This is a genomic window from Thiofractor thiocamini (assembly GCF_055384375.1).
In genome coordinates this window covers 2,075,398-2,097,325 of sequence record NZ_AP042389.1, presented here as the reverse complement: position 1 = coordinate 2,097,325, position 21,928 = coordinate 2,075,398, and the positions used below count along the sequence as shown (strand labels likewise).

Sequence of the window (21,928 nt, the reverse complement as noted above, 5' to 3'; positions counted from 1 at the left end):
TTATACCTTTGAAGAGTATTCTATAACGCTTTTGAAAATTGCGCTGTCTTTTTTCAATGCTGCCGTTAGAGCATCATACATCACTTTATTTTTTGCAAGTTCCGTGGTTTCCACATCTAGATCAACTGTGTTACCGTCATTTCTTGCATCTTGTCCGTCTCTTAAAAACAAAACCGCACTTTGGCTTTCTTCATCACTCAAATGGTTCATATGCATACTGTTTGTCTTTGCCATTTCAAGTTTGTTACTTTGTGCAGAGTAAAGTTTATCCTCTTTTGCTTTTAAAGCCTCTTCGAAAGATATATCTCTTGATTTGTAACCGGGTGTATCTATGTTGGCAATGTTGCTTGAAATCATATCAGCTCTTAAAGCCCGGTAGTCAAGAGCTTTGGCCATAAGATCATAAGATTTGCTGATCTCAAAAGACATTTTTTCCCTTTCAAAGTAAAATATGATATAAACTAAGCAAAAATCATTCCTAAAAAAAATGTTATAATATCAAAAATAGTTAGGAAAACAACCGTGAGAAAAATATATATAAATTGTTTGTTGATCATCACTTTGGCGGTATCATTGTATGCCAAGGATGTAGATGGCATCAAGGTCGATGAGAGTGTCAGGTTTGCAGATACTGTTATGTCTTTACAAGGTGCGGGAGTAAGATCGAAGTTTATATTTGACATATATGTCGGAGCTTTGTATCTTAAAAACAAAAGCGACAATCCAAAACAGATCATAGAGGGAAAATCCCCGATGGATATAAGGATGATCATAACTTCATCTTTGGTAACAGGTGCAAAAATGAAAGAGGGTTTTGGTGATGACTTTAAAGCTATGCAAAGCCTGGGTTACAATGTGGATAAAAAACTTCTTGATACATTTCTTTCAACTTTTACTACAAAGGTACACAAAGGTGATGTGTTTGACTTTGTTTATATACCGGACAACGGAGTCATCATATATAAAAACTCCAAAAAAACAGGCACTGTAAAGAGTTTTGATTTTAAAAAGTCACTTTATGCCATATGGTTTAGTGACAAACCGGCTCAAGAGAGCCTAAAAAAGAAAATGTTAGGATTGTAGGTTCATAAGTGCATACCGATAAACCTCTTTTTTTGTTTACTGTTTTTGCTATAAGCGTAGGCATTGTATTTTCACTTTCGCTATCGGCTTATACTATTTTTTTACACAAAGGCTATAGTGAGTTTCATTTTTTTATAAGACAATTTGCCGTAGGCATACTCTCTATCATCGTTATATGGTCTTTGTCAAGACTAAATCCTGACAAATACTTCCAACCTATAGGATTTGTCATCTTTTTCATATCTCTTACTTTGATGAGCGTCATGCACTTTTTGCCCGATAGCTATGTTACCGCAGCAGGCGGAGCAAAAAGATGGATAAGGCTTCCGGGTTTCTCTTTGGCTCCTGTTGAATTTTTCAAGATAGGTTTCGTATTTTTTTTGGCTTGGAGTTTTGCAAGAAAACTGAATGAAAACAAAAAAACACTGAAAGAGGAATTCAAACTCATACTTCCGTATATAGGTGTATTTTTAGTGGCGGTTTATCTCATAGCAATACTTCAAAATGACCTTGGACAAGTTGTAGTTCTTGCCTTGACGCTTGCAGTCATGGCTTTTTTCGCGGGAACGAGTGCAAAACTCTTTATGCTGAGTATCTTAGGAGCCATAGGTGTAGCTACACTTGCGATCACCACTTCTACTCACCGGATACTGAGGATAAAAACTTGGTGGGCGACCATACAGGATATGGTTTTATCCATTTTCCCTGACTGGATAGCAAATGCTTTGAGAGTCCAAAACGCACCCGAGCCTTATCAGATATCACACTCCTTAAACGCTATCAAACACGGAGGTCTTTTTGGCACAGGCATAGGAAGCGGTACATTTAAACTTGGTTTTTTAAGCGAAGTTCATACTGACTTTGTACTCTCCGGAATGAGTGAAGAGATAGGGGCTGTCGGTGTCACCATAGTTACTCTTTGTATCATAGCCATCATATACAGGACTTTCAAGATCGCCAATAGAAGTAAAGACAAGGTAAATTACCTTTTTGCACTTGGCATTGGTCTTTTGATAACTTTCTCATTCTTGATGAATGCTTACGGTATAACTTCACTGATACCCATAAAAGGTATAGCCGTTCCGTTTCTAAGCTACGGAGGAAGTTCCATGTTGGCTCTTAGTATCGGTATAGGCATGGTTTTGATGATAAGCAAAAAGGCTGATCTTAAATGATAGCAATAACTGGAGGCGGTACGGGAGGTCATCTAAGTATCGCTAAAACTTTAAAAGAGGAGTTCAATAAAAAAGGTATAAAGCCTGTCTTCATAGGCTCAAGCAACGGTCAGGACAGAGCTTGGTTTGAAAACGAGGAGGGTTTTGAAGAAAAGTATTTTTTCAACACAAAAGGCGTTGTAAACCAAAACAAAATAGGTAAGATCATTTCACTCTCGAATATACTCTTGCACTCTTTGAAATGCTATGGAATTTTTAAAAAATATGATATAAAAAAGGTAGTATCAGTTGGTGGATACTCTGCAGCTGCCGCATCTTTTGGAGCCGTTATCTTTAAAAAAGAGTTGTTTATCCATGAACAAAATGCAAAAACAGGAGCACTGAACAATAAACTCTTACCATATGCAAAAGCTTTTTTTAGCTCATATGACAAAAGATCGCCCATAAAAGACTATCCCGTAAGAGAGAATTTCTTTAAAACCAAAAGGCTTAGAAAGGAGCTTGGATGCATTATCTTTCTAGGCGGATCGCAAGGGGCTCATTTTATCAACAATTTGGCAAAAGAGTTATCAAAACCACTGCTAAAAAAGGGTGTTAATATCATACATCAGTGTGGCAAAAAAGAGTATCAGGAGTTAAAAGAGTTTTATAAAAAAAAGGGGTTGGAAGTCGAGCTGTATGATTTTATCAAGGATATGCCATCGATGTTAAGTAGAGCCGATCTTGCCATCAGCAGAAGCGGAGCAAGCACCCTTTGGGAACTTTGTGCAAATGCACTTCCTACTCTCTTTTTCCCATATCCATATGCCGCCGGTGATCATCAGTACTATAATGCCAAATTCCTAAAAGATAAAAATCTGGCTTATCTTTTTAGAGAAAATGAGATCAAACCAAATGAAATACTGAATTTGATAGAGAGTATAAACCTCAGCCGTATCAGTACAAACTTAACCGATATCATACACAAAGATGCAGCCAAAAAGATAGCAGAATATATCCTATCTACTTCCCCTGTATCATAACTTCTAAAAATGCGCATATGTGAGCCATGATATAAGAGAGTATTTGCTCATCCTCCTCGCTGAATTTGCCTGTTCCGTCAAGCTTGTTTATAAGTTGCATTACTCCCAAAACCCTTCCGCCAAATCCAAGTATGGGAACTGTCAGTACCGCTTTGGTTTGATATCCGCTTTCTTTATCGATTGATTCGTTAAAGTATGGGCTGTTTGCTACATCGTTCACTATGATGGTTTTTTTCGTTTTGTAAACTTCTCCGGCGATTCCTATGTCATCGGGGATCTCTATATAGCTTATACCGTCTATATATACCGACCACAGACTTTTGGTATCGTTGTCATGCAGATATATCGTACATCTATCGACTTTGAGTATCTCTTTGATGGATTTTGAAATGAGTTTTATCTTTTTATTAAAATCATTTTCAAGTGCCAGTTTTTTGTTCAACTCGAGTATTCTGTTCAGTTTTTCTTCATTGATTGTTTTATCCATGATACCACATCTTTATCTAATTTTTGTATGATTTGATTGTAGGCATTTACTGCACCTTTGGCATTTACACTTTTACATTTTTCCATATACTCGAACTCTTTCGTATCTATCAGTTTGTTGTTCTTTTTATCCACAAGATACAATCTGATCTTAAAGATGACTTTACCTTTGCCATTTACAGATTGTAAAGCTTGCAAAATGTCACCTTCAAGCACCAAATCGGCCTTTATCTTGGAGTGTCCTTCAAAAACACTTTTAAAAATATGGCTATTATATACTGTATCGGCAATATTTTTTTCTACAAGCGCATCAAAGTTGCCGCTCCACCTGGAATAAACATAAGAGTTCATCTCATAGGAGGGTTTTTGATACCATATCTCGTTACTTTGTAGCAGTTTGAGTGATTTGAAATGATCTATCTTCAAAACCTTTTCGCTTGTAAAATCACTCTTTTTTATATCGGTAGTGTTTGTGATGGTATATTTGACAATCGGTTTTTGTACCACTTTCAATGAACATCCGCTTGCTACAAAAAGAATTACAACTCCAAACAATATCTTTATATATTTCATTTTTCTTCTCCCGGTCCCAAAGTTTTATCTCTGCTTTTATAGACTATATCACTTGGACTCTCTTTTAATGATTCTACCAAACTCTCTATCTTTATCGATAAATCTTTTATGGACAAGGATGTTTCATTCAATATATCCATATTGTTTTCCACTATATCGGATATATCGAATTTACCTGTATCTAATTTATCCTGCAAAGATGCAAAAAACTCTTTTGTTTTATCCGATGCGGCTGCGGCTTTGTCGCTCATGTCACCCAACTTTTTAAACGAGGGGAGCAGTTTGTCTTCAAATGATACGGTGTGATCGTAAAAACCGGCTGTTTTTGTATTGAACTTATCAACTTGTATAGTTATCTTATCCAAAGTTTTTTTGATATCACTTCTTAAGGATGAGATGTTTTTCAAAGTCTCTACAAATTTCTTTTTATTGGAGTCTATATACGAAACGGTACTGGATAGTTTGTCAGTTATGATAGCTATATTTTGCATATTTTTATCATTTAGCAGCATATATGTTCTATCAAGAACTTTTTCCAATTTTCTCGTTATGGATTCACTGTTGTCAAATATGGTGGAGATAACAGATTTTCTAGTCATTATGGTTGAAGGATTGTTTTTGTCGGTTCTCAGTCTTGGGGATTTGTTTGAGCCACCCTTTAGTTCGATATATTTCAAGCCGGTAATTCCCTGCGAATCCAAAACCGCGACTGTATCTTTTTTTATGGGGGTATCTTTTTCTATCTCTAGAAGCACTTCTACTTCTTCACTGTTATTTTTACTGATGGATATCTTTTTTACCCTTCCTACTTCCACTCCTCTGTATTTGACAAGGGATTCGGCACTGAGCCCTGAAACAGACTCGGTAAAGTAAGCCTTATAGTAATCATATTCTACATTTTTATCACCATATTTTGCCAGCCAAAACAAAAATGCTGCCAAAGCGGTTGCCAAAAAAAGTACAAATGAGCCCAACAATATATAACTAAGTCTTTTTTCCATCTATTCTCCTTCACTACCGACTGATGATCGGTCCCAAAAACTCTCTTATGGCATAATGCTCAAACTTTTTCGCTTCTTCCAAAGAGCCTTCAAACAGTATATTTTTATCATATATGATACAAAACCTGTCAAGCACATGCTCTATAGTATGCAAATCATGGGTGACCATAACAACACTAAGCCCGAGAAGTGTCGCCAACTCTCTTATAAGTCTGTCAAAATTTTCCGCACTGACCGGGTCAAGTCCGCTTGTAGGCTCATCCAAAAACAGGATTTTTGGATCCATTACCAATGCTCTTGCAAGCGCGACTCTTTTTTTCATCCCTCCACTAAGCTCACTTGGAAAAAGATATGCCGCTTCATCTTTCAAGCCTGCCATTTTTAGTTTACTCAAAGCGACATTTTCTATGATTTCTTTTGGAAGATTAGTGTACTCCAAAAGTGGCAATGAGACATTCTCCACTACATTCAGCGATGAGTACAATGCACCGAATTGAAACAAAACCGCCCACTTTTTTTTCAATTCCATCTCATCTTTGTATGACATTTTACCGACTTTTTTACCAAGTATCTCGATCTCTCCGCTTTTAAAGCGTTGAAGCATGATGATTTCTCTTAGAAGTGTTGTTTTTCCGCTTCCGCTTCCTCCTAATATACCATATACTTCACCCTCGTTTATGGTTATATTGACTTTGTCATGTATCACTTTCGAGCCAAATTTTGTAACTACATCTTTTACCTTTATGATAGGTTTCATATGCCTATCTCCGTTAGCATTACAGATATCAGAGCATTGCAGGCTATGACCCAAAATATGGCATTTACAACGCTTATAGTCGTATACCTTCCTATACTTTCGGTACTTCCTGTTACCTGAAATCCTCTAAAACTGCCGATGAGAGCTATCAAAAGGCCAAAGAACGGGGCTTTGAACAAACCTATAAGAACATGTTTCATCTCCAAAACATCTCTCATTCTTGCCAAAAATTCGCTGTATGATATGCCAAGTCTCGTATCGGCTACTATCATACCTCCAAATACTCCCACGCAATCTGCAAAAAAGACTATCAAGGGCATAGCAAGCATAAGTGCAAAAATCCTGGGAAGAACCAAAAAAAGTACAGGACTAAAACCCATGGTCTGCATCGCATCGATCTCTTCGGTTATCTTCATAGTGCCTATCTCGGCAGTATATGAAGAAGAGCTTCTTCCTGCTATCACAATGGCAGCTATAAGGGGTGCCAATTCCCTAAAGATAGATATACCCACCATATCAACTATAAAGATATTTGCTCCAAACCTTGCCAACTGTTCAGCACCCTGATAAGCTATCACAAGCCCCACCAAAAAAGATGTCAAAGCAACTATAGGCAGTGCTTTTGCGCCTGATTTTTCTATCTGAACAGCTGTCGCTTTAAACCTGTATCTCCATGGTGTTTTTGCAACCATACATATCTCTTTGACGATTTCTCCCATAAAAGATAAAAAAAGAAAAAAAGAGTCTATTTTTTCATATATCGCTTTACCTATCTTGTTTGCCAGGTTGATTATGAAAAATTCTTTCTCAGTATTTTTTGCTTTGGCTTGTTTTAGGTTTTTTCTGGCAAACATCAAGATATCTCTAAAAGAGTTATCCATATGTGAAATGGCTATGGAAGCTTTTTGGGAAGAAAAATGAGCTATGATGTCAGCCATCATCAATGCACCGGTATAATCAAGATTTTTCAAGGAAGAGCAGTCAAATCCTACAAGCAAAAACTCTTTTTGTTTTAATTTTTTTATTTTGGAGTATATTTTTTTTATGTATCTTTTGTCAAAATAGCCGGATATATTGATACTGCAACTTTCACCATCATTTTCTACAACTTCAAATCCGATATTTTGAGTAGCCATATTTTTCCATTATTAAAGACGTTATTAATTATACAAAATAATTTTAAAATATAGCTTATATTAAACCTTATGAAGTCACTGAATTATCTTTTTCATATCATGTCCGCTTAAAAAGTAGTAGTTAGCTTTTGCTATTTCATACTCATATAGTGCATTTTGGTATTGTGAGTATGAGAGTGTTTTTTTACTCAATGCATCAAGATAAGTTATGTTATCTACGACTAAATTTTGATATTTAGTATAAATTACCCTATATACGCTTTTTGCTGATTCATAAGCGCTTTTGGCTGATTTGATCTTCTCTTTTTGAGTTAAGAGTTTATCTTTTGCCAATTTGAAGAGACTCTTTTCTTTTTGGGTCTGATAATTTAACTGCTCTTTTTTTGACAATTTTTCATAGACGGCAGACTGTTTTTTATGCTTACTGGCGGTATCGAACAGATTGATTGAAAATGTCAACATAAAATGGTTTTGAGTATCAGGCAAATCTTTTATAATGTTTTTATCATAATCATCATAACCATACAAACTAAGCGTATCTTCAACCCTTATCTTTGGTTTTTTTATGCTATCGGCTATATTTATGTTCTCCTTTACTCCTTCAAGCTCGCTCTTTAAAGATTTGATATATGAACTTGGCTCATAATTTATATGGGCTATATCCTTTAGTTTTGAATCGCTTAACTCCTTTATCTTTTTACCGACTAATACGGACAAATTCTCTAGCAAATTCTCTTTTTGATACTCTAGCTCACTTATGGTGTATACACTGGTATCGTACTCAGATTTGAACTTCAAAACTTCATCTATTGTTACCATTTTTATGTCATATTTTTGTTTTTGTCTCTTATACTGGGCATAGAGCGCTTTTGCCTTATCTTTGTAAGCTTTTATGCTCGCTTCTGTTTCCTTGATTTGATAAAAAATAGTCATGGCTTGCAACATCATCTCTTTGATACTGTTATCCTTGCTGTATTTTGCTGAAATCATTTCATATCTTTTTTGCCTTTTTATCGCGATATTTTTCCCTCCGTCATACAAATCCGCTCCAAGATTGATATACCCTTCAGTAGTAGCACCGACTTTATTGGATGGTACATCTATATCAAGTCTGTTGTAAGATGTACCGGCATTTACGGTAGGGTTCAATGTATTGGATACACTTTTAAAACTCTCCTCTTTGGATTTGACACTATGGTTTAAAGCTTTTATGTTTGAATTATTTTCTATAAGCATTTGTGTTATCTCTTTTAGTGTAGTTGCGCTTAGACTTACAGATAAAAGCAAAAATATAACTGTTTTATATGATATGTTCATCACTGCTTTCCTTTATCACTATTTTCTTATCCTTGATACTTAAAACTTTATCACAATATGGCAAAAGTCTCTCGTCATGTGTTACCATGATGATAGTTACATTTTGCTCTTTTGCGATTTTTTTCAAAAGCTTTACCACACTTACTGATCTGCTTGTATCAAGTGCGGCTGTCGGCTCGTCGGCAAGCACGATAGATGGTTTGTTTGCCAATGCTCTTGCTATGGCTACTCTTTGGTTTTGACCGCCACTTAACTCACTTGGCATCGAATGGAGCTTATCTCCCACATCAAGATAGTCTAAAAGCTCCTCTACTCTAGGTTTGACTACTTTTGGGGATTCGCCATTTTGATAAGGAAGCAAAGAGACATTTTCTTCAACATTTAAAAAAGGTATGAGATAGTGTGCCTGGAAGATAAAACCTATCTTTGTTCTTCTTAGTTTTCTATCATCTTTTACTTTCCATTTATCATCATATACCACTTCTTCATCTATCTCTATCTTCCCGCTTGTAGGCTCCAAAACACATCCTAGCATCATAAGAAGTGTAGTTTTCCCTGCCCCACTTGGAGCCACGAGAGCAACAAACTCCCCTCTTTTAAGCTCAAAACTTGCCCCATTGAGTACAGTTATCTTGGCATCACCTTTTCCAAAACTTTTCATAAGATTTTCTACTCTTATAGCCCCATCTTTCATTTCTAATTTTTCATTTTTCATTTTTTGTCATCCTCCTATCGCATCAGAAGGATCTGTTTTGATAACTTTATAGATACCAAACAGTGAAGCAAATACCGAAGAGATGAGAATCACTCCAAAGAGCGAAAAAGCATCACTCATCTCAAGTACTATCCTCTTTGGAAAAACACCGCTAGTTAACCTTGCGAAGATATTGCCCGATATGAAAGCCAACACACCAAGAGTAACAGTTTCTTGGATGATCATCTTGGATATGGTAAAGTTTGATATACCTATGAGTTTTAGTATGCTTATCTCTTTTATCTTTTCAAGTGTCATAGTGTATATGATAAGAGCTATGATAACGATAGAGACTATAACAAGTATAAAAGTAAAGGTTCCTATCTGTTTTGAAGCTTTTTTTATGACTCTCTCAAGCAAAAGTCTTAACTCTTCGCCTTTTGTAAATACACTTTTATGGGTAGATTCTTGGATTTGCAAAGCTGCTTTTTTAGGATCGTATCCATCTTTTAGTTTTGCTATGACTGCATTTACAAGATGAGGATTGCCTCCTTTTATACCTCTTTGTTCATCACTTCTTATCCTCTCATTGGAGTAGGTAAACTGCAAAATTTCAGCATCTTTTAGTGAAGTAAATATCAGATAATCCCCTCCGTTTGATACCGTATCTTTAGTAATACCTACTACTTTGTATCTGTCTCTTCCAAGTTTTATATACTCTCCGAGCTTATAGTTTGTTTTTTTGGATACCACTATCTCATAATGCTGTTTTCTTAAAGTCCTGCCTTGTATGATTTTTTTGGGATTTATCACTTTTATCTTTCCGAAAGGATCATAACCTACAAGCATAACTTTATAGTTGCCGTATCTATTTTCAAGTTGAAAGTTTTGAAAAGTTATAGCCTGGGCATACTGCACACTTTTTTGATAAGAGACTTGATTTTCCACATCTTCGTGTATCCTTGAAGTTTGAGCAAATGGTCCTATGGTATCTTGTTGAACTACCCATATGTCGGCATCTATGTCATTTAGAAGAGATTTTGCATCAAATATCATACCCCTGTAAACTCCTATCATAATGATAACTATACCAAGAAGCACCCCTACACTGATGGCGGTTATGAGAAACTTACCAAGAGAGTGGGTTATATCTTTATATGCAAGATTAATCATGACGGATTTTCATCCCGTTTTTTAAGGCTTTCTTTTTTGGATCGGGTATAACGATAGTATCATTTGAAGATATACCTTTTATGGCGACTATCTTACCCTCATAAGCTAAAACCTTAACACTTTTAAATGCCACTTTTTGATTTTTTAGTAGCCAAACACCGTTTTTTCCATTATAAAAAGATAGAGCGGCTACCGGTATCTTTAGGATATTTTTCATTTTGTTGACTTTTATGCTTACTTTTGCCTGCTCTTCAAGATAAAAAGGTACAGGCAAATTATCAAAAGCTATATCTATCTCTCTTTCATAGGTTATAGGATTGTTTATAGGGTCTATATCTACAACTTTGCCTTTATAAACTTTATCGGAAGATCTTAGTTTTATATCTGCCCTGTCACCTACTTTGACCTTTCCGCTTAGCCTTGTATCTATGTAAGTTGCTACCCATACATCTTTTGGATTGACTATATCTACGATAGGCTGTGTGGGTGAAAGTATCTGATGATTTGAAATGTATTTTTTTGTTACATATCCGCTTATCGGGGATGATACGGTATAAAAAGTCAGTCTTTTTTGTAAACCTTTTATATCCTCTTCTATCTGAACAATCTGCTTTTTCAGAGATGTTACATGTGAATTGATACTTTTTATCTTAAGTGCAGCCATATCTTTGGAACTTTGGTATTTTCTAAAAGTTAGATATGAGATAGACTTCAACTTATAAAGTTTTTGGTTTTTTATAAATAGATCCATTTGATACTTGTAGTCAACTTCTGCTGTTTTTTTATCGATTTCCAACCCTTTTATATCTTCAAGAAGTTTTTTTACAAGTGCTTCTTCGCTCGCTATCTTATCTTCAAGATCAACACTATCTATATGAGTTATCAATTCCCCTTTTTTAATATATTGACCTTTTTTGATAGAAAAATCAAGAACTTTTCCACCATACAAAGAGCCGACTTTATATATGTTTCTTGCACCTACATTGCCTATACCCTCGACTTTTATCTCTATATCACCTTTTTTTGCATGAGCTGTTTTATAAGTATGCTTTGGGATATAAACTTTTTTGTAAAATAGGACTCCAACTATTACCGCAAGAGATAGATATATGATATATTTTATGATTTTATTCATGTTTTACCTTTTGATGGACTTGTTATGATGTAATTATACTATTTGCGTGTTAGCTCATCGTTAAGATGAAAGTTGTGCCACTTGAAGAAGTTGTTACTTTTATATCTATATTTAGTGCTATGGCTACTCTTTTTACTATATCAAGCCCTATACCGCTTCCACTATTTTCACTAAAAGAGCGCTCAAATATCTTATCAGGGTTTTGTATGCCTTGACCATTATCTTCGATATACAGGCTGTTATCTTTGGCATATATCTTCACATATCCACTTTTTGTATTGTATTTACAGGCATTTGAAATGATATTTTGCAGGATTTGCTTCATAGCTTTTTTATTGGTTTTGGCAATGAATCTACTTTTTAAAACTTGAAACTTTATATGTGGATATATCTGCTTTTGAACCTGCACCACTTCATCAACTATATCGAAAATATCTGTTTTGGATAGTTGAAAAGTCTTCTCTTCAAGCAGTATGGTTAGATTTTCATATAATTCCGAGATGGTGTGGGCACTTCTGTTTATCCTGCTAAGTGCCCTGTTTTTTGCAAAGTTAGGATCTTTTTGTAAAATTTTCATGTTAAGTCTGATGGAGGTTACGGGTGTATTTAAGTCATGTATCAAATCTTTTGCAAACTTATCGAGGGTTTGTATACTTTTTTTAAGAGGCAACAAAGCATTTTTAGCCAAACGATAACTGATGTATGCAAATACCAAAAGCAGCAATATTTCCACTATGGACAATTTTACCCTCAGATCAGAAAGTTTCTTCTCAAAATTTTTTGTTGATTTTAGTATCTCAAAATACCCTTCAAATTTATTTCTTGGTATATATTTGACAAATTTTCCATCTTTCATTTGGAAATTTTTTATATCAAAGTGCTTAAATCTTTTATCTATCTTCTTATATCTATACTCTTTTCCAAATTCACTGACATCGCCACTCATCTTTAAAGTTCTTGCATAGTTGATGATGGAAAACTCTTCATTTTTCAAGTATTGGTTTTTCATCTGGGAGTAGTAAAAAAATCCGGCTGCAATAATCAAAAGAGCCACACTAATAAAGTATATAAAAAAGAATTCTAAAAAAGCTTTTTTTTCATGATTCAAGACGGTATCCTATCCCTTTTACAGTCTCTATGAGAAGTCCGGCTTTTCTTAATTTGGCTATATGCACTCTAAGTGCACCCTCGCTACTTTCCTTACCTTCGTTTAAACTCTCAAGCAAATACTCTTTTTTGACTGTTTTATCAATATTTTGAAAAAATATCTTTGCTATATGAAGCTCCACCGGAGGAAGAGGTACGAAATCAGCCTTTTTATAGAGTTCATCTTTTTCGACAACCCATCTAAAATCTTTGGATTTTATCTCATTTGTGTAAGTATGATACTGCTTTTTTAAGAGTGCTTTTATCCTTATAAGAAGCTCATCAAAATCAAAAGGCTTTTTTATATAATCATCAGCCCCGACATCAAAGCCTTTTGCTATGGAAGATACATCAACAAGAGCTGTTATAAATATACAAGGAGTCATATCCCCACTCTCTCTCAAGCTTTTTAAGAGTTCAAACCCGTTTAAAAAGGGAACATTGACATCCAAAAGCAAAAGATCGAAGTTTGAAGAAAAAGTTTTATCAAGCGCACTCTCACCATCTTTTGCTAGTGTTACTTCAAAACCTTCATCTTCAAGAAGCTCCATCAATGTTTCATAAAGAATTTCATCATCTTCAAGCAGTAATATTTTTGACATATAAAAGTATATAAAAATATTTGTTAACCCATCGTTAACGGTTAAAAACTCCTCGATATATTGATGCCTATCTGTTTTCTATCATACTTGTACATTTGGATATCTGAGTAATTGTCTGTATATGAAAGATTTAAAGACAATTTTGACTTTATGCTTTTTATGAAATATGACAAACTCGAACTAACAGTTCTAGATATGTCATTTCTGCTTTTGTTGTATGCTATTTCTCTACCCTTATAATCAATCCTGCTTTCACTATAGCCTATATTGAGCGTAGTATTTCTGCTAAATGCTTTAAAATAATTTGCATTATATCCGTATGAGTCATTGGAGTAAGTCTCTGTTTTTGATCTCTCCTTGGAAACAAACAAACCGATACCCACATAACTTGACCGGTCTAAAAATATCCTGCTTGAAGGTGAAAAAGACAAACTGTGACTCTTTCTGTCCCCGGCTTTATAATACTTCTTCCCTTGATAACTTAATGCAAAGTTCAAAGATACCCTATCGCTGTATCGATAACTTATCTGAGGAGCAAAACCTGCACTTGTAGAGTAGTACTGTTTATCGTGTCCTATGATCAAAATATTACCTATAAACGGGAATGAGAAAGTAAATCTATCCTTATTTTTTATAATTGCGGTTGACAAAGAGATATTTTTACTATCAAGGGTATTTAAATCATCATAATCAACTATGGAAGCATTTAGCGTATTTTGCCATGCAAAACCATCTATCTTTTTTATATAATTCATATCAAAATTGTACTTCATGGCATAATCTGAGTTTGCCTTTGCATCAGGAGAAAGAGCAAAAGGCAAGTTGTACATCAAGATGGTATCCACATCAGGTCCGGCATTTGCATTGCTGTCATACATTCTTCCTATGCCAAGGGTCACACTCCAAAGTTTTGGGATACCTCTTTCGATAGTCGCTAAAAAAAGATCTATATTGTCCCCTACTTTTTTAGGGGGATGAGAGCTTTTTACTATCAACAACAACTCTTTAGCTTTTTTAAACTCTCCTAATTTATAGTATACTACGGCCAAATCAAGTCGTACTCTATTGGCTCCTTTATCTTTTTGCAATAACAATTCAAAAAATTTTACCGCGTTTTTATAGTCTTTTCTTAATCTTGCCGCAGTACCCAACAAAAAAAGTGTTTGGTTGTTATATGTACCGTTTTTGTATGATTGTATCAGTACATTGTATGCATTTGCAACTTTACCTCCATTTAAAAAGGATATGGCTTTTTGGTTTATATCTTTTATTTTGTCAGCATAAAGCATGAGAAGTGTCGTAGATAAGATTATCAATATTTTTTTCATTTTTATATCTCCTCTTATATTGCCGGTTTTTCTGCAGCTTGTTTTTTAGCCGCAAAGATACCGTCTGCATGATCATCTGCTCCGTTGCTGTTTTTTATCTCTACATTCCAGGCACCGCCGACTTCTTCCGCATGAGGACCGAAAAACTGACCGGATATCATATTTTGAGAACCATGATCCGGTCTTGGAGCTATGTTTGTTCCACTTAGTCTAGCTGCAAACGAACTGCCGCTTCTATCTAAAACTGCATTACTCATAGTAGCAGTAGCCAGCGACCCGCCTCCTGCTTTGTTTATCTTTAGAGTCCCGCTCACTATGGATGTATTGGCAAAATCTACACTTAAGTTTATGCTGCCGTTCACTTTTCCACCGTATCCGCCACCCACACTTCCTTTATACAAATGTCCATCTAAAAATCCACTGTATTTGGCACTTCCGGTTTTTGGCAAATCAACAGTTCTTTGACCTGAGATCCAATTATTGTGCATTGACATTTGCTCTTTACCACTATCACCGTTTATATTGGTATACAATCCTCCTGTTTGCTTCCATGAGCCCCATGCGCTGTAGTCATAGTGTCCATCGGTTTGTATAGAGAGGGCATTACCGTCAGGAAGATTTCTTTTCAATTTCAAAGAGTTTATATTTGTGTTATAAAAAGATGATAATGTATCGATTTCATCATGTTTTATGTGAAAATCTTTTGTATTGTCTGTTGAAGTATTTTCCCCATGGTTGATATGTACACTTTTTATAACCCCACCATCTACCAAACCTTCTCTACCTGTTTCATCTTCATTAAAAATCGGTCCATATCCCTGAGAGGCACTTGCAATGGTATTGTCAAAACCATTTCCGCCCCAATATGTCAGATAACCGGTACTTTTATCTTCTGCATGAAATGTTGTAGCTCCTGCCCAAGACTGACCCGATAGCACTTGAGACTGTTTTTTCGCTCTAAATACTCCAACAGCTCTACCGTCACCTCTGCTTCCTGTTCCTTTTGTTATAGCCCACATGCCTCCGGCCTCAGCAGCCCAATCTCCACCAAATTCTCCAGATATCTGTGAATGCCATTCTTCCTTGTTTGATATATCTGAGCCCGTAAGTGCGGCATCAAAAAACAAACCATCTCCGTCAGTGGAAGTGTCCATCCTTGTATTAAACGATGCATTTGCCCAGTTTGCTCCGGTATCGGCGTTGTTTACCATCAAAGTTCCTGCTATGCTTTCTGTACCAAAATTTGCATTTAAAGATATTTGTCCGTTTGCATTATGTATCGTATTTGCTATACCTATATTTCTCAATATGCCTTTTAATTCACCTTTATAAGTAGCCGTTCCTACTATCGGCATATGATCTCTGTCAACTTGATCTACAACAACCCAGTGTGAAGTATAGATTTTATTTTTATCAGGGCTTTGATCAGCATTTGGATCCGACCATGTCCCCCAAGCCGCATACGAATAATCTCCAAAATACTCATTTGCCGGTCTGTTTAGTGTTATGATTCTATTTGTGCCTGTACCATCTCCGCTTGCATTTAGATATAGATTCGTTCCTGGACCCGGCTTATATGCTTTTGTTGAGGCTTCGGCATCTCCGTACCCATAGATTTCTATCGCTCCGGAATCATTTATACCATAGTAATTTCTAGTATATGCTCCATCCCACCATGACTCATCTACTGATTGTTTAACAGGTGTTAAAACGGTATTTTGTGCTATCTCCTGTTTATAGTCATTTAGATAATCACTTGTATCATCTTTTTTTGCAATGCTAAAAAGACTATTTTTTTGCATCCTCAATCTTCTTATAGTCTCTTCTTGTCTTGAAATATTTGATTTTAAAGTGCCTATTTCATTTTGCAAAGTCAAAATGCTTGCAGACAAATCATTGTAAGCATAGTTTGTCTGTACAAATCTTTTATACCTGGTAGTCGATATTTTTGCAAACTGGTTCTTCATGCCATAAAAACCCTTGCTTCTATACAGTGCGTTTAATATCGCACCTTTGTGGATGATAGATGAAGATCTTGCTATACCGAGATTTCGTGCGATGATACCCATGGAAACTTGATCGCTTTTACTCCATTTGCTAAAAGATTTACCACGGTTTTTATTTATGATGCTGTTTGCTCTTCGCAGATAATTGATTTTCCTGTTGTCAAAACTTACCTGTGTATATGAACGAGTGCTATAAGTTGAACGTTTCATCTTTGAAAGTTTATCTTTAGCATTTTGTAATTCCATCTCTTTTCTGGATAATTGATGTTTTTGCTGTGCTATGACCCTGACACTTTGTTTCAAATGATTGTCAATCGCTTTAGATTTTGCGGATTTTACATGATTGTTATCTTTTTTTATAGTTTTTACTTTTTGAATACTTTTTTTCTTTGGCTCATTTAGACGAGCTATTTCCGGTGCGTAATATGTACCACTTAACTGCTGCTTGATACCTTTTTCACCTTTATAATTGAACAATGCATTTAAAATAGCACCTCTTTGAGTAATGGAAGATGCACTTTTTGCAATACCAAGATTGCGTGCGATGATACCCATGGCAACCTTATCTCTTTTGTTCCATTGTGAAAACTTTTTACCTTGATTTCTATTTCGTAAGAATTCCGCTTGTTTTAGTGCTTGTTCCTGTTTTGTTCCTGTAAATTTCGGAATCTTATGATCTATTGCTTTTTGAACTATCTTTTTTTGAATATTTTGCTTAATTTTCTGCTTTGTCTGCTGTTCTGTCTTGAAAACAGTAGCGACTTTAGGTTGCAGTTCACTCTGTGGTATTTTTCTTTGAACAGTAAGTGGGCCATCAACGGTACCGAAATATGTTTTATCTATTTTTCTAATTGCCGCCCTTAAATCCAAAAATGCCTGTGCATTCGCTCTAAGCTCTTTATCTTTACGAGCAAGTTTCTGCTGAAGACTTTTATCATCCGGATGTTGGTGACTTTCAATATAAAGAGTTTTGTACTCTTGTGCTAATTGAGTGTTCTGTTTTCTAAGTTTCTCTGCTTGAGTTTTTTGATCTTGAAGCTGCGTATTAGCTTGTGCGGCCACAGTTTGTTTCTCTTGAACAGGCTGTACTTTTGACTGTTGGGCTTTTTGCTCTTTATTTTTAACATGTTTTTGCTTTGTTTTATCTTTTAACACTAATTTTTGTTTATTTATAACTGGTTTTTGTTGTTCCTTTTTTATTATGCTTGCATTAGCTCGAAGTATTACTTGTTGTTCTTGCTGTGCTTTAAGTAAGTTTTTTCTAAAAACTTCATTTACTTTCGCCAATTTTATTGTTAATCTTTCAATTTCAGTTTTCTTCGATATTTTTTCTAGGCGTTTCAAATCTTTTTCATATTCGTTTGGATGCATCCATCTTGTAGCATCTGCTTGCACTCTATGATAAGCATCTAATTCAGGATTATCATTATGTGCTACAGTTATAAATGGTAGTTTTAATCTTCCGTTAGCAATTTTGTCAAATTTACTACTTGTATCTTCCCAATGTTTTTTATATGGCTCAATTTCTTTGTAAAATGCTATCTTATTGTCCTTATATATTTTTAATATTTGATCACGTCTCAATACTCCATTATTCTTATTTGTTGCATATATTATTGATCTTCTTAGTTTAGTATCATATTTCTTTTTTATACCAAAAAGTTGATCTATTAAACTCTCATGTTTTTTTCTTTTATTGTCATACATATTATTAATCCGATCAACTGCTTCGTCTGTTGCTATATCCAAGGCAGTTACAACTTCGCCAGCCACGGGGACATAGGAAGTAGCATCCACTAGCAAATCTTTTACTAACTTCATATTACTAACTAAGTCTTTATCACTTTTTTTCCATTCATAAAGTTGCGTGCCTGCAGTAATTCCTGTTGCAATATGATTAATTTTTTTAGCATATTTTTTAAATTTTGCTGCTTTATCAAGTAATGCTTTATCTTTTGAAAATTTATCAAGTAACCTCTCCACCTTAGCTGTTTTTTTTGGATCTTGATACACTTCTTTCAAAAGTTTATATGCTCTATCTGCCAATTTTCTCTGTTTCTGCGGATATTGCGATAACTGTTCAAGTCTCTTCGCATATATAGATATTGAATCTCTTATTGCACCAACAGTAGGTGCAACCAATGGAAGATAACTATCTTTCTGTATAGCATTATTTTTTGCTTTATTAGCCTTATATGTTTTATTGAAGTACCCAACACTTTTAATTATATCACCAGATGCAATGGTTATTAAACCTTGCAATAAAACTAACAACAATAAGATAAACTTAGATATTTTATACATTATAATACTCCTGTTTTATTTATTATTCTTCACTAAAATTACTTAAAAAATTTAAAACTTAAAAATATATAAATTTATTTTATATAAACTATTTTTAAATTCAAAAAACAATATACTTAATAAATTATTAAATAATTTTTAAATTATACTTTTTTCATTTATAATATTTTAATTTATGTGTATATGTGTAGTTTTGTAACATAAATGTGTAGTGAGTCTAAATATTATAATTTGTTGGCTTTTATGGTAAAATATACTACGCAAAAGGATATAAATGCAGATATTACTGATAGTAGGTTTGATATTTGTACTGGGCTCTTTTATGAGAGTGTTTGTGCAAAATCTCGGTATCTTAAATGTTGTGGGGTATTTGATACTTGGCATCATCATAGGTCCAAACGGGCTTGATATCATACCGCAAGAGTTCATACATGGAAGCAACTTCATCATCGATCTTTCTTTGTCGCTTATATCTGTACTGGTCGGGGCCAACTTAAAATATGACATTTTGAAAGATACATTAAAACAGATACTCACTATCTCATTTTTTGAAGCCGTTTTTACTTTTATATTCATAAGTGTGACATTTTATGTGATGTTCGATCTTTTAAACTTCAGTTTCAACAACGAATACCGCATCATCACAGCCATACTTTTTGGAGGACTTGCCACCGCTACTGCACCCGCTACCATACTTGCAGTAAGCCATGAGATAAAAGCGAAAGGGAAATTCAGCTCTTTTTTGCTGGGCATCGTTGCCATGGACAACGCTTTTGCACTGATATTTTTCAGTTTCATTGTCATCATATCAAAAACTTTCATAGATTCCAGCACCATCGATACACATATGTTTATAAGTATCATAAAAACTATAGTATTTTCTATCTTAGTAGGTATGGCCGGTGCTTTCATATCGGAGATCATCGACAGGGTATTTAAAAAAAATCAGGGGGTTAAGACGACATCCACTCTAGGAATGATATTTATAACCTACAGCATAAGTCAGTACTTTCTACTTGAACCTTTGCTGGCATCTCTTGTTATGGGAGTAACGGCTTCCAATCTTTCAAAAAACTTTTTTTTAGTAAAAAAGGAGTTTGACAACCATCTGAAAGATATCATTTTTTTACTCTTTTTTACAATTTCCGCTATGCATTTAAATGTCTCTTTTATCACTCAAATGCCTTTGGCTATCATCATATATGTAGTATTTAGGATCATAGGCAAGATAGTCGGGGTTTGGGTCGGCTCAAAGATTTCAAATGCAGATGACGAGATAGGAAGATACCTTGGCCTTGCACTTTTCCCGCAAGCCGGTATCGCTATAGGCTTGGCTCTTTCTTTACAGGAGATAACGGACTTTGAGATAGTAGCTCCCATCATTTTAAATATCATCATAGCAACTACCCTTATACATGAACTTATAGGTCCGTTTTTAACAAAATCCATCCTCGTAAAATACGGCAAATATATGACAAAAAATTGACCCCTACAAAATCTCCTCATCTTCGGGGTTTAATAATCCTTCTATCTCTTTGGCTAGCTTTTTTCTATCTATTTTGTTATCTTGTCCCATATACAAGTTGGCTTCGAGCTTGTCAACTATCTCTTTTATCTGCTGATTTCTTTGAATGTATGGCAATAGTATCTTCAAAAGCTCTTTATCGCTTTTTGCTTTTTTTATCTCATATGATAACGGATGTTCACTTTTTTCTTTTTTGAAATTTTTTAGATACTTAAGATTGGATAATACAAAGCCTATAAACAGTCCGATGATCAGATATATCCACTTTTCATAAGGATTGCCCTCTTTGTAGAGTATCTTCGTTTTGATTTTTTCAGGCTGGTTTTCTTCTTTAGTTATCAACTTATGAGCGCTTGGCATATTGTAAGTTGTTCCGCCTGTTACTTTGACTTTTATGGATTTGGTTTGGATGGTTTTTATCTTTTTTTCATCTTTGTCAAAGTAGGTGAATTTTACAGGAGGTATGGTGAAGTCGCTATCGCTAACAAGGGCAAATTTTTGTTTGAAAACACCTTTGTATTCGCCATTTTCAAGATATGTATTTCTACTTGGCTTATCTTTATAAACCGTAGCATTAGGCACTTTCAAGTCAAAATTATCTATATCATCCACATTTCCCTCACCTCTTACGGTTATGGTTAAATTTACCGGTTTGTTCGCTTTGGTTATGGTTTTGTCAATGGTTGCATTTATAGTGTATCTACCATATACACTTACTCCGCTTGGAAGCGGTTTTACTTTGATATTCAACTCATTTGAAAAGATATTTTTCCATCTTATCCTTTGGAGCATAAATGAAAAAGCATCTCTTATCTGCACTCTTTTTGCTATGGCGACTTTGACCGGCGGTATTTTAAAATCTCCAGATTGTTGGGGGATAAGGACATAAGTTATATTGTGTATGACATAGTCTCCGACTATTTGTTTTCTATCTTTACCGTCACTTTTTGCCCAAAAATTTGTAAAAGTCGGATTTGCAAACTGTATACCTTCAACAGGAACATCTCTTTTTTGTTTGAAAATGATCCTCAAAGTTATAGGCTCTCCCACATAGGCTTCTTTTTTGTTGGCTATCATTTGAAGCAAAAAAGCAGGATTTTTCCCTGCTTGTGCGGCTGAAACCACTTTTAAACTGATAGGCTTCGTTTTTTCTGTTTTTCCATCCACTTCTATGGAGTAAGAGGGAATGGTTATGCTTTTTAACGGTGTAAAAATATATGAATTGGTTATGCTTTTTGTCATTTTACCGTTTACTATGCTTATATTTTGTGTTCTGCTTGATGAATCTACTGAGTAACCGCCTATATCGTTTATAGGAGGGAATTTTACATTATCTCCTTGGGCAGTCAAACTAAGAGTTACCTCATTTCCTCTTACAACTTCACTTTTATCGACTGTTGCGGTTACTGTTGCATATAGATTTATCATAAAAATTGTTATAAATATTATCAGTTTTTTTATCATT

Annotated in this window: 19 protein-coding genes; 4 read left to right on the top strand and 15 right to left on the bottom strand. The window is 34.9% G+C overall.

The window, feature by feature from the left end:
• Nucleotides 1-429, bottom strand: a complete 429-nt coding sequence (gene flgB / locus ACZ47B_RS10565) for a flagellar basal body rod protein FlgB (RefSeq protein ID WP_464894495.1) — start codon at nucleotides 427-429, stop codon at nucleotides 1-3.
• Nucleotides 430-522: 93 nt separating this feature from the next.
• On the opposite strand from flgB, the gene ACZ47B_RS10560 reads away from it, so the two are divergent.
• The 3 genes from ACZ47B_RS10560 to murG are packed head-to-tail and all read left to right on the top strand — an operon-like array spanning nucleotide 523 to nucleotide 3,280.
• Nucleotides 523-1,083, top strand: coding sequence for a chalcone isomerase family protein (locus tag ACZ47B_RS10560; protein ID WP_464894494.1), 561 nt, complete (start codon nucleotides 523-525; stop codon nucleotides 1,081-1,083).
• Nucleotides 1,084-1,091: 8 nt separating this feature from the next.
• Nucleotides 1,092-2,258: a peptidoglycan glycosyltransferase FtsW gene (locus tag ACZ47B_RS10555; protein WP_464894493.1), complete on the top strand. Its 1,167-nt coding sequence runs from the start codon at nucleotides 1,092-1,094 to the stop codon at nucleotides 2,256-2,258.
• The gene (gene murG, locus ACZ47B_RS10550) at nucleotides 2,255-3,280 is read left to right on the top strand and encodes an undecaprenyldiphospho-muramoylpentapeptide beta-N-acetylglucosaminyltransferase (protein ID WP_464894492.1); all 1,026 of its coding nucleotides are present in this window, start codon (nucleotides 2,255-2,257) and stop codon (nucleotides 3,278-3,280) included. The genes ACZ47B_RS10555 and murG overlap by 4 nt, the downstream gene beginning before the upstream one ends.
• Here the strand turns inward: murG and ACZ47B_RS10545 are convergent.
• The 13 genes from ACZ47B_RS10545 to ACZ47B_RS10485 form a co-directional block, all read right to left on the bottom strand.
• Nucleotides 3,261-3,767: a GAF domain-containing protein gene (locus tag ACZ47B_RS10545; protein ID WP_464894491.1), complete on the bottom strand. Its 507-nt coding sequence runs from the start codon at nucleotides 3,765-3,767 to the stop codon at nucleotides 3,261-3,263. The genes murG and ACZ47B_RS10545 overlap by 20 nt on opposite strands.
• Entirely contained in the window at nucleotides 3,737-4,339 is a 603-nt protein-coding gene (locus ACZ47B_RS10540; protein ID WP_464894490.1) for an ABC-type transport auxiliary lipoprotein family protein, read from the bottom strand. Before ACZ47B_RS10540 ends, ACZ47B_RS10545 begins: the two co-directional genes overlap by 31 nt.
• Complete coding sequence (locus ACZ47B_RS10535; RefSeq protein WP_464894489.1) at nucleotides 4,336-5,340, bottom strand: MlaD family protein; 1,005 nt, start codon at nucleotides 5,338-5,340, stop codon at nucleotides 4,336-4,338. The genes ACZ47B_RS10540 and ACZ47B_RS10535 overlap by 4 nt, the downstream gene beginning before the upstream one ends.
• A gap of 13 nt (nucleotides 5,341-5,353) precedes the next feature.
• Entirely contained in the window at nucleotides 5,354-6,097 is a 744-nt protein-coding gene (locus ACZ47B_RS10530; RefSeq protein ID WP_464894488.1) for an ABC transporter ATP-binding protein, read from the bottom strand.
• Nucleotides 6,094-7,233 (bottom strand): MlaE family ABC transporter permease, encoded by a 1,140-nt coding sequence (locus ACZ47B_RS10525; protein WP_464894487.1) that lies wholly within the window; start codon nucleotides 7,231-7,233, stop codon nucleotides 6,094-6,096. The genes ACZ47B_RS10530 and ACZ47B_RS10525 overlap by 4 nt, the downstream gene beginning before the upstream one ends.
• 75 nt (nucleotides 7,234-7,308) lie before the next feature.
• The gene (locus ACZ47B_RS10520) at nucleotides 7,309-8,550 is read right to left on the bottom strand and encodes a TolC family protein (protein ID WP_464894486.1); all 1,242 of its coding nucleotides are present in this window, start codon (nucleotides 8,548-8,550) and stop codon (nucleotides 7,309-7,311) included.
• Nucleotides 8,534-9,265 carry an ABC transporter ATP-binding protein gene (locus ACZ47B_RS10515; protein WP_464894485.1) on the bottom strand — a complete coding sequence of 244 codons (732 nt, stop codon included), beginning with the start codon at nucleotides 9,263-9,265 and terminating at the stop codon, nucleotides 8,534-8,536. The genes ACZ47B_RS10520 and ACZ47B_RS10515 overlap by 17 nt, the downstream gene beginning before the upstream one ends.
• A 6-nt stretch (nucleotides 9,266-9,271) precedes the next feature.
• The gene (locus tag ACZ47B_RS10510; protein ID WP_464894484.1) at nucleotides 9,272-10,417 is read right to left on the bottom strand and encodes an ABC transporter permease; all 1,146 of its coding nucleotides are present in this window, start codon (nucleotides 10,415-10,417) and stop codon (nucleotides 9,272-9,274) included.
• Nucleotides 10,410-11,552, bottom strand: a complete 1,143-nt coding sequence (locus ACZ47B_RS10505; RefSeq protein ID WP_464894483.1) for an efflux RND transporter periplasmic adaptor subunit — start codon at nucleotides 11,550-11,552, stop codon at nucleotides 10,410-10,412. The genes ACZ47B_RS10510 and ACZ47B_RS10505 overlap by 8 nt, the downstream gene beginning before the upstream one ends.
• Before the next feature lie 49 nt (nucleotides 11,553-11,601).
• Nucleotides 11,602-12,660, bottom strand: a complete 1,059-nt coding sequence (locus ACZ47B_RS10500) for a sensor histidine kinase (RefSeq protein ID WP_464894482.1) — start codon at nucleotides 12,658-12,660, stop codon at nucleotides 11,602-11,604.
• On the bottom strand, nucleotides 12,650-13,300 hold the full coding sequence (locus ACZ47B_RS10495; protein WP_464894481.1) for a response regulator transcription factor: 651 nt from the start codon (nucleotides 13,298-13,300) through the stop codon (nucleotides 12,650-12,652). The genes ACZ47B_RS10500 and ACZ47B_RS10495 overlap by 11 nt, the downstream gene beginning before the upstream one ends.
• Nucleotides 13,301-13,341: 41 nt before the next feature.
• Nucleotides 13,342-14,628: a surface lipoprotein assembly modifier gene (locus tag ACZ47B_RS10490; RefSeq protein ID WP_464894480.1), complete on the bottom strand. Its 1,287-nt coding sequence runs from the start codon at nucleotides 14,626-14,628 to the stop codon at nucleotides 13,342-13,344.
• Between the two features lie 14 nt (nucleotides 14,629-14,642).
• Nucleotides 14,643-18,680, bottom strand: a complete 4,038-nt coding sequence (locus ACZ47B_RS10485; protein WP_464894479.1) for a transferrin-binding protein-like solute binding protein — start codon at nucleotides 18,678-18,680, stop codon at nucleotides 14,643-14,645.
• 532 nt (nucleotides 18,681-19,212) lie between these two features.
• Between ACZ47B_RS10485 and ACZ47B_RS10480 the strand changes: the two genes are divergently transcribed.
• Nucleotides 19,213-20,424: a cation:proton antiporter gene (locus tag ACZ47B_RS10480; protein ID WP_464894478.1), complete on the top strand. Its 1,212-nt coding sequence runs from the start codon at nucleotides 19,213-19,215 to the stop codon at nucleotides 20,422-20,424.
• Between the two features lie 3 nt (nucleotides 20,425-20,427).
• On the opposite strand, the gene ACZ47B_RS10475 is transcribed toward ACZ47B_RS10480, so the two are convergent.
• Nucleotides 20,428-21,927, bottom strand: a complete 1,500-nt coding sequence (locus tag ACZ47B_RS10475; RefSeq protein ID WP_464894477.1) for a BatD family protein — start codon at nucleotides 21,925-21,927, stop codon at nucleotides 20,428-20,430.
• Between the last annotated feature and the right edge of the window lies 1 nt (nucleotide 21,928).

Coding starts and splice junctions, on each gene's coding strand:
- ACZ47B_RS10530 (WP_464894488.1), bottom strand. CDS start 6,097: ATGAAACCTATCATAAAGGTAAAAGATGTAGTTACAAAATTTGGCTCG.
- ACZ47B_RS10535 (WP_464894489.1), bottom strand. CDS start 5,340: ATGGAAAAAAGACTTAGTTATATATTGTTGGGCTCATTTGTACTTTTT.
- ACZ47B_RS10480 (WP_464894478.1), top strand. CDS start 19,213: ATGCAGATATTACTGATAGTAGGTTTGATATTTGTACTGGGCTCTTTT.
- ACZ47B_RS10525 (WP_464894487.1), bottom strand. CDS start 7,233: ATGGCTACTCAAAATATCGGATTTGAAGTTGTAGAAAATGATGGTGAA.
- ACZ47B_RS10475 (WP_464894477.1), bottom strand. CDS start 21,927: ATGATAAAAAAACTGATAATATTTATAACAATTTTTATGATAAATCTA.
- murG (WP_464894492.1), top strand. CDS start 2,255: ATGATAGCAATAACTGGAGGCGGTACGGGAGGTCATCTAAGTATCGCT.
- flgB (WP_464894495.1), bottom strand. CDS start 429: ATGTCTTTTGAGATCAGCAAATCTTATGATCTTATGGCCAAAGCTCTT.
- ACZ47B_RS10540 (WP_464894490.1), bottom strand. CDS start 4,339: ATGAAATATATAAAGATATTGTTTGGAGTTGTAATTCTTTTTGTAGCA.
- ACZ47B_RS10490 (WP_464894480.1), bottom strand. CDS start 14,628: ATGAAAAAAATATTGATAATCTTATCTACGACACTTCTCATGCTTTAT.
- ACZ47B_RS10510 (WP_464894484.1), bottom strand. CDS start 10,417: ATGATTAATCTTGCATATAAAGATATAACCCACTCTCTTGGTAAGTTT.
- ACZ47B_RS10515 (WP_464894485.1), bottom strand. CDS start 9,265: ATGAAAAATGAAAAATTAGAAATGAAAGATGGGGCTATAAGAGTAGAA.
- ACZ47B_RS10505 (WP_464894483.1), bottom strand. CDS start 11,552: ATGAATAAAATCATAAAATATATCATATATCTATCTCTTGCGGTAATA.
- ACZ47B_RS10520 (WP_464894486.1), bottom strand. CDS start 8,550: ATGAACATATCATATAAAACAGTTATATTTTTGCTTTTATCTGTAAGT.
- ACZ47B_RS10545 (WP_464894491.1), bottom strand. CDS start 3,767: ATGGATAAAACAATCAATGAAGAAAAACTGAACAGAATACTCGAGTTG.
- ACZ47B_RS10495 (WP_464894481.1), bottom strand. CDS start 13,300: ATGTCAAAAATATTACTGCTTGAAGATGATGAAATTCTTTATGAAACA.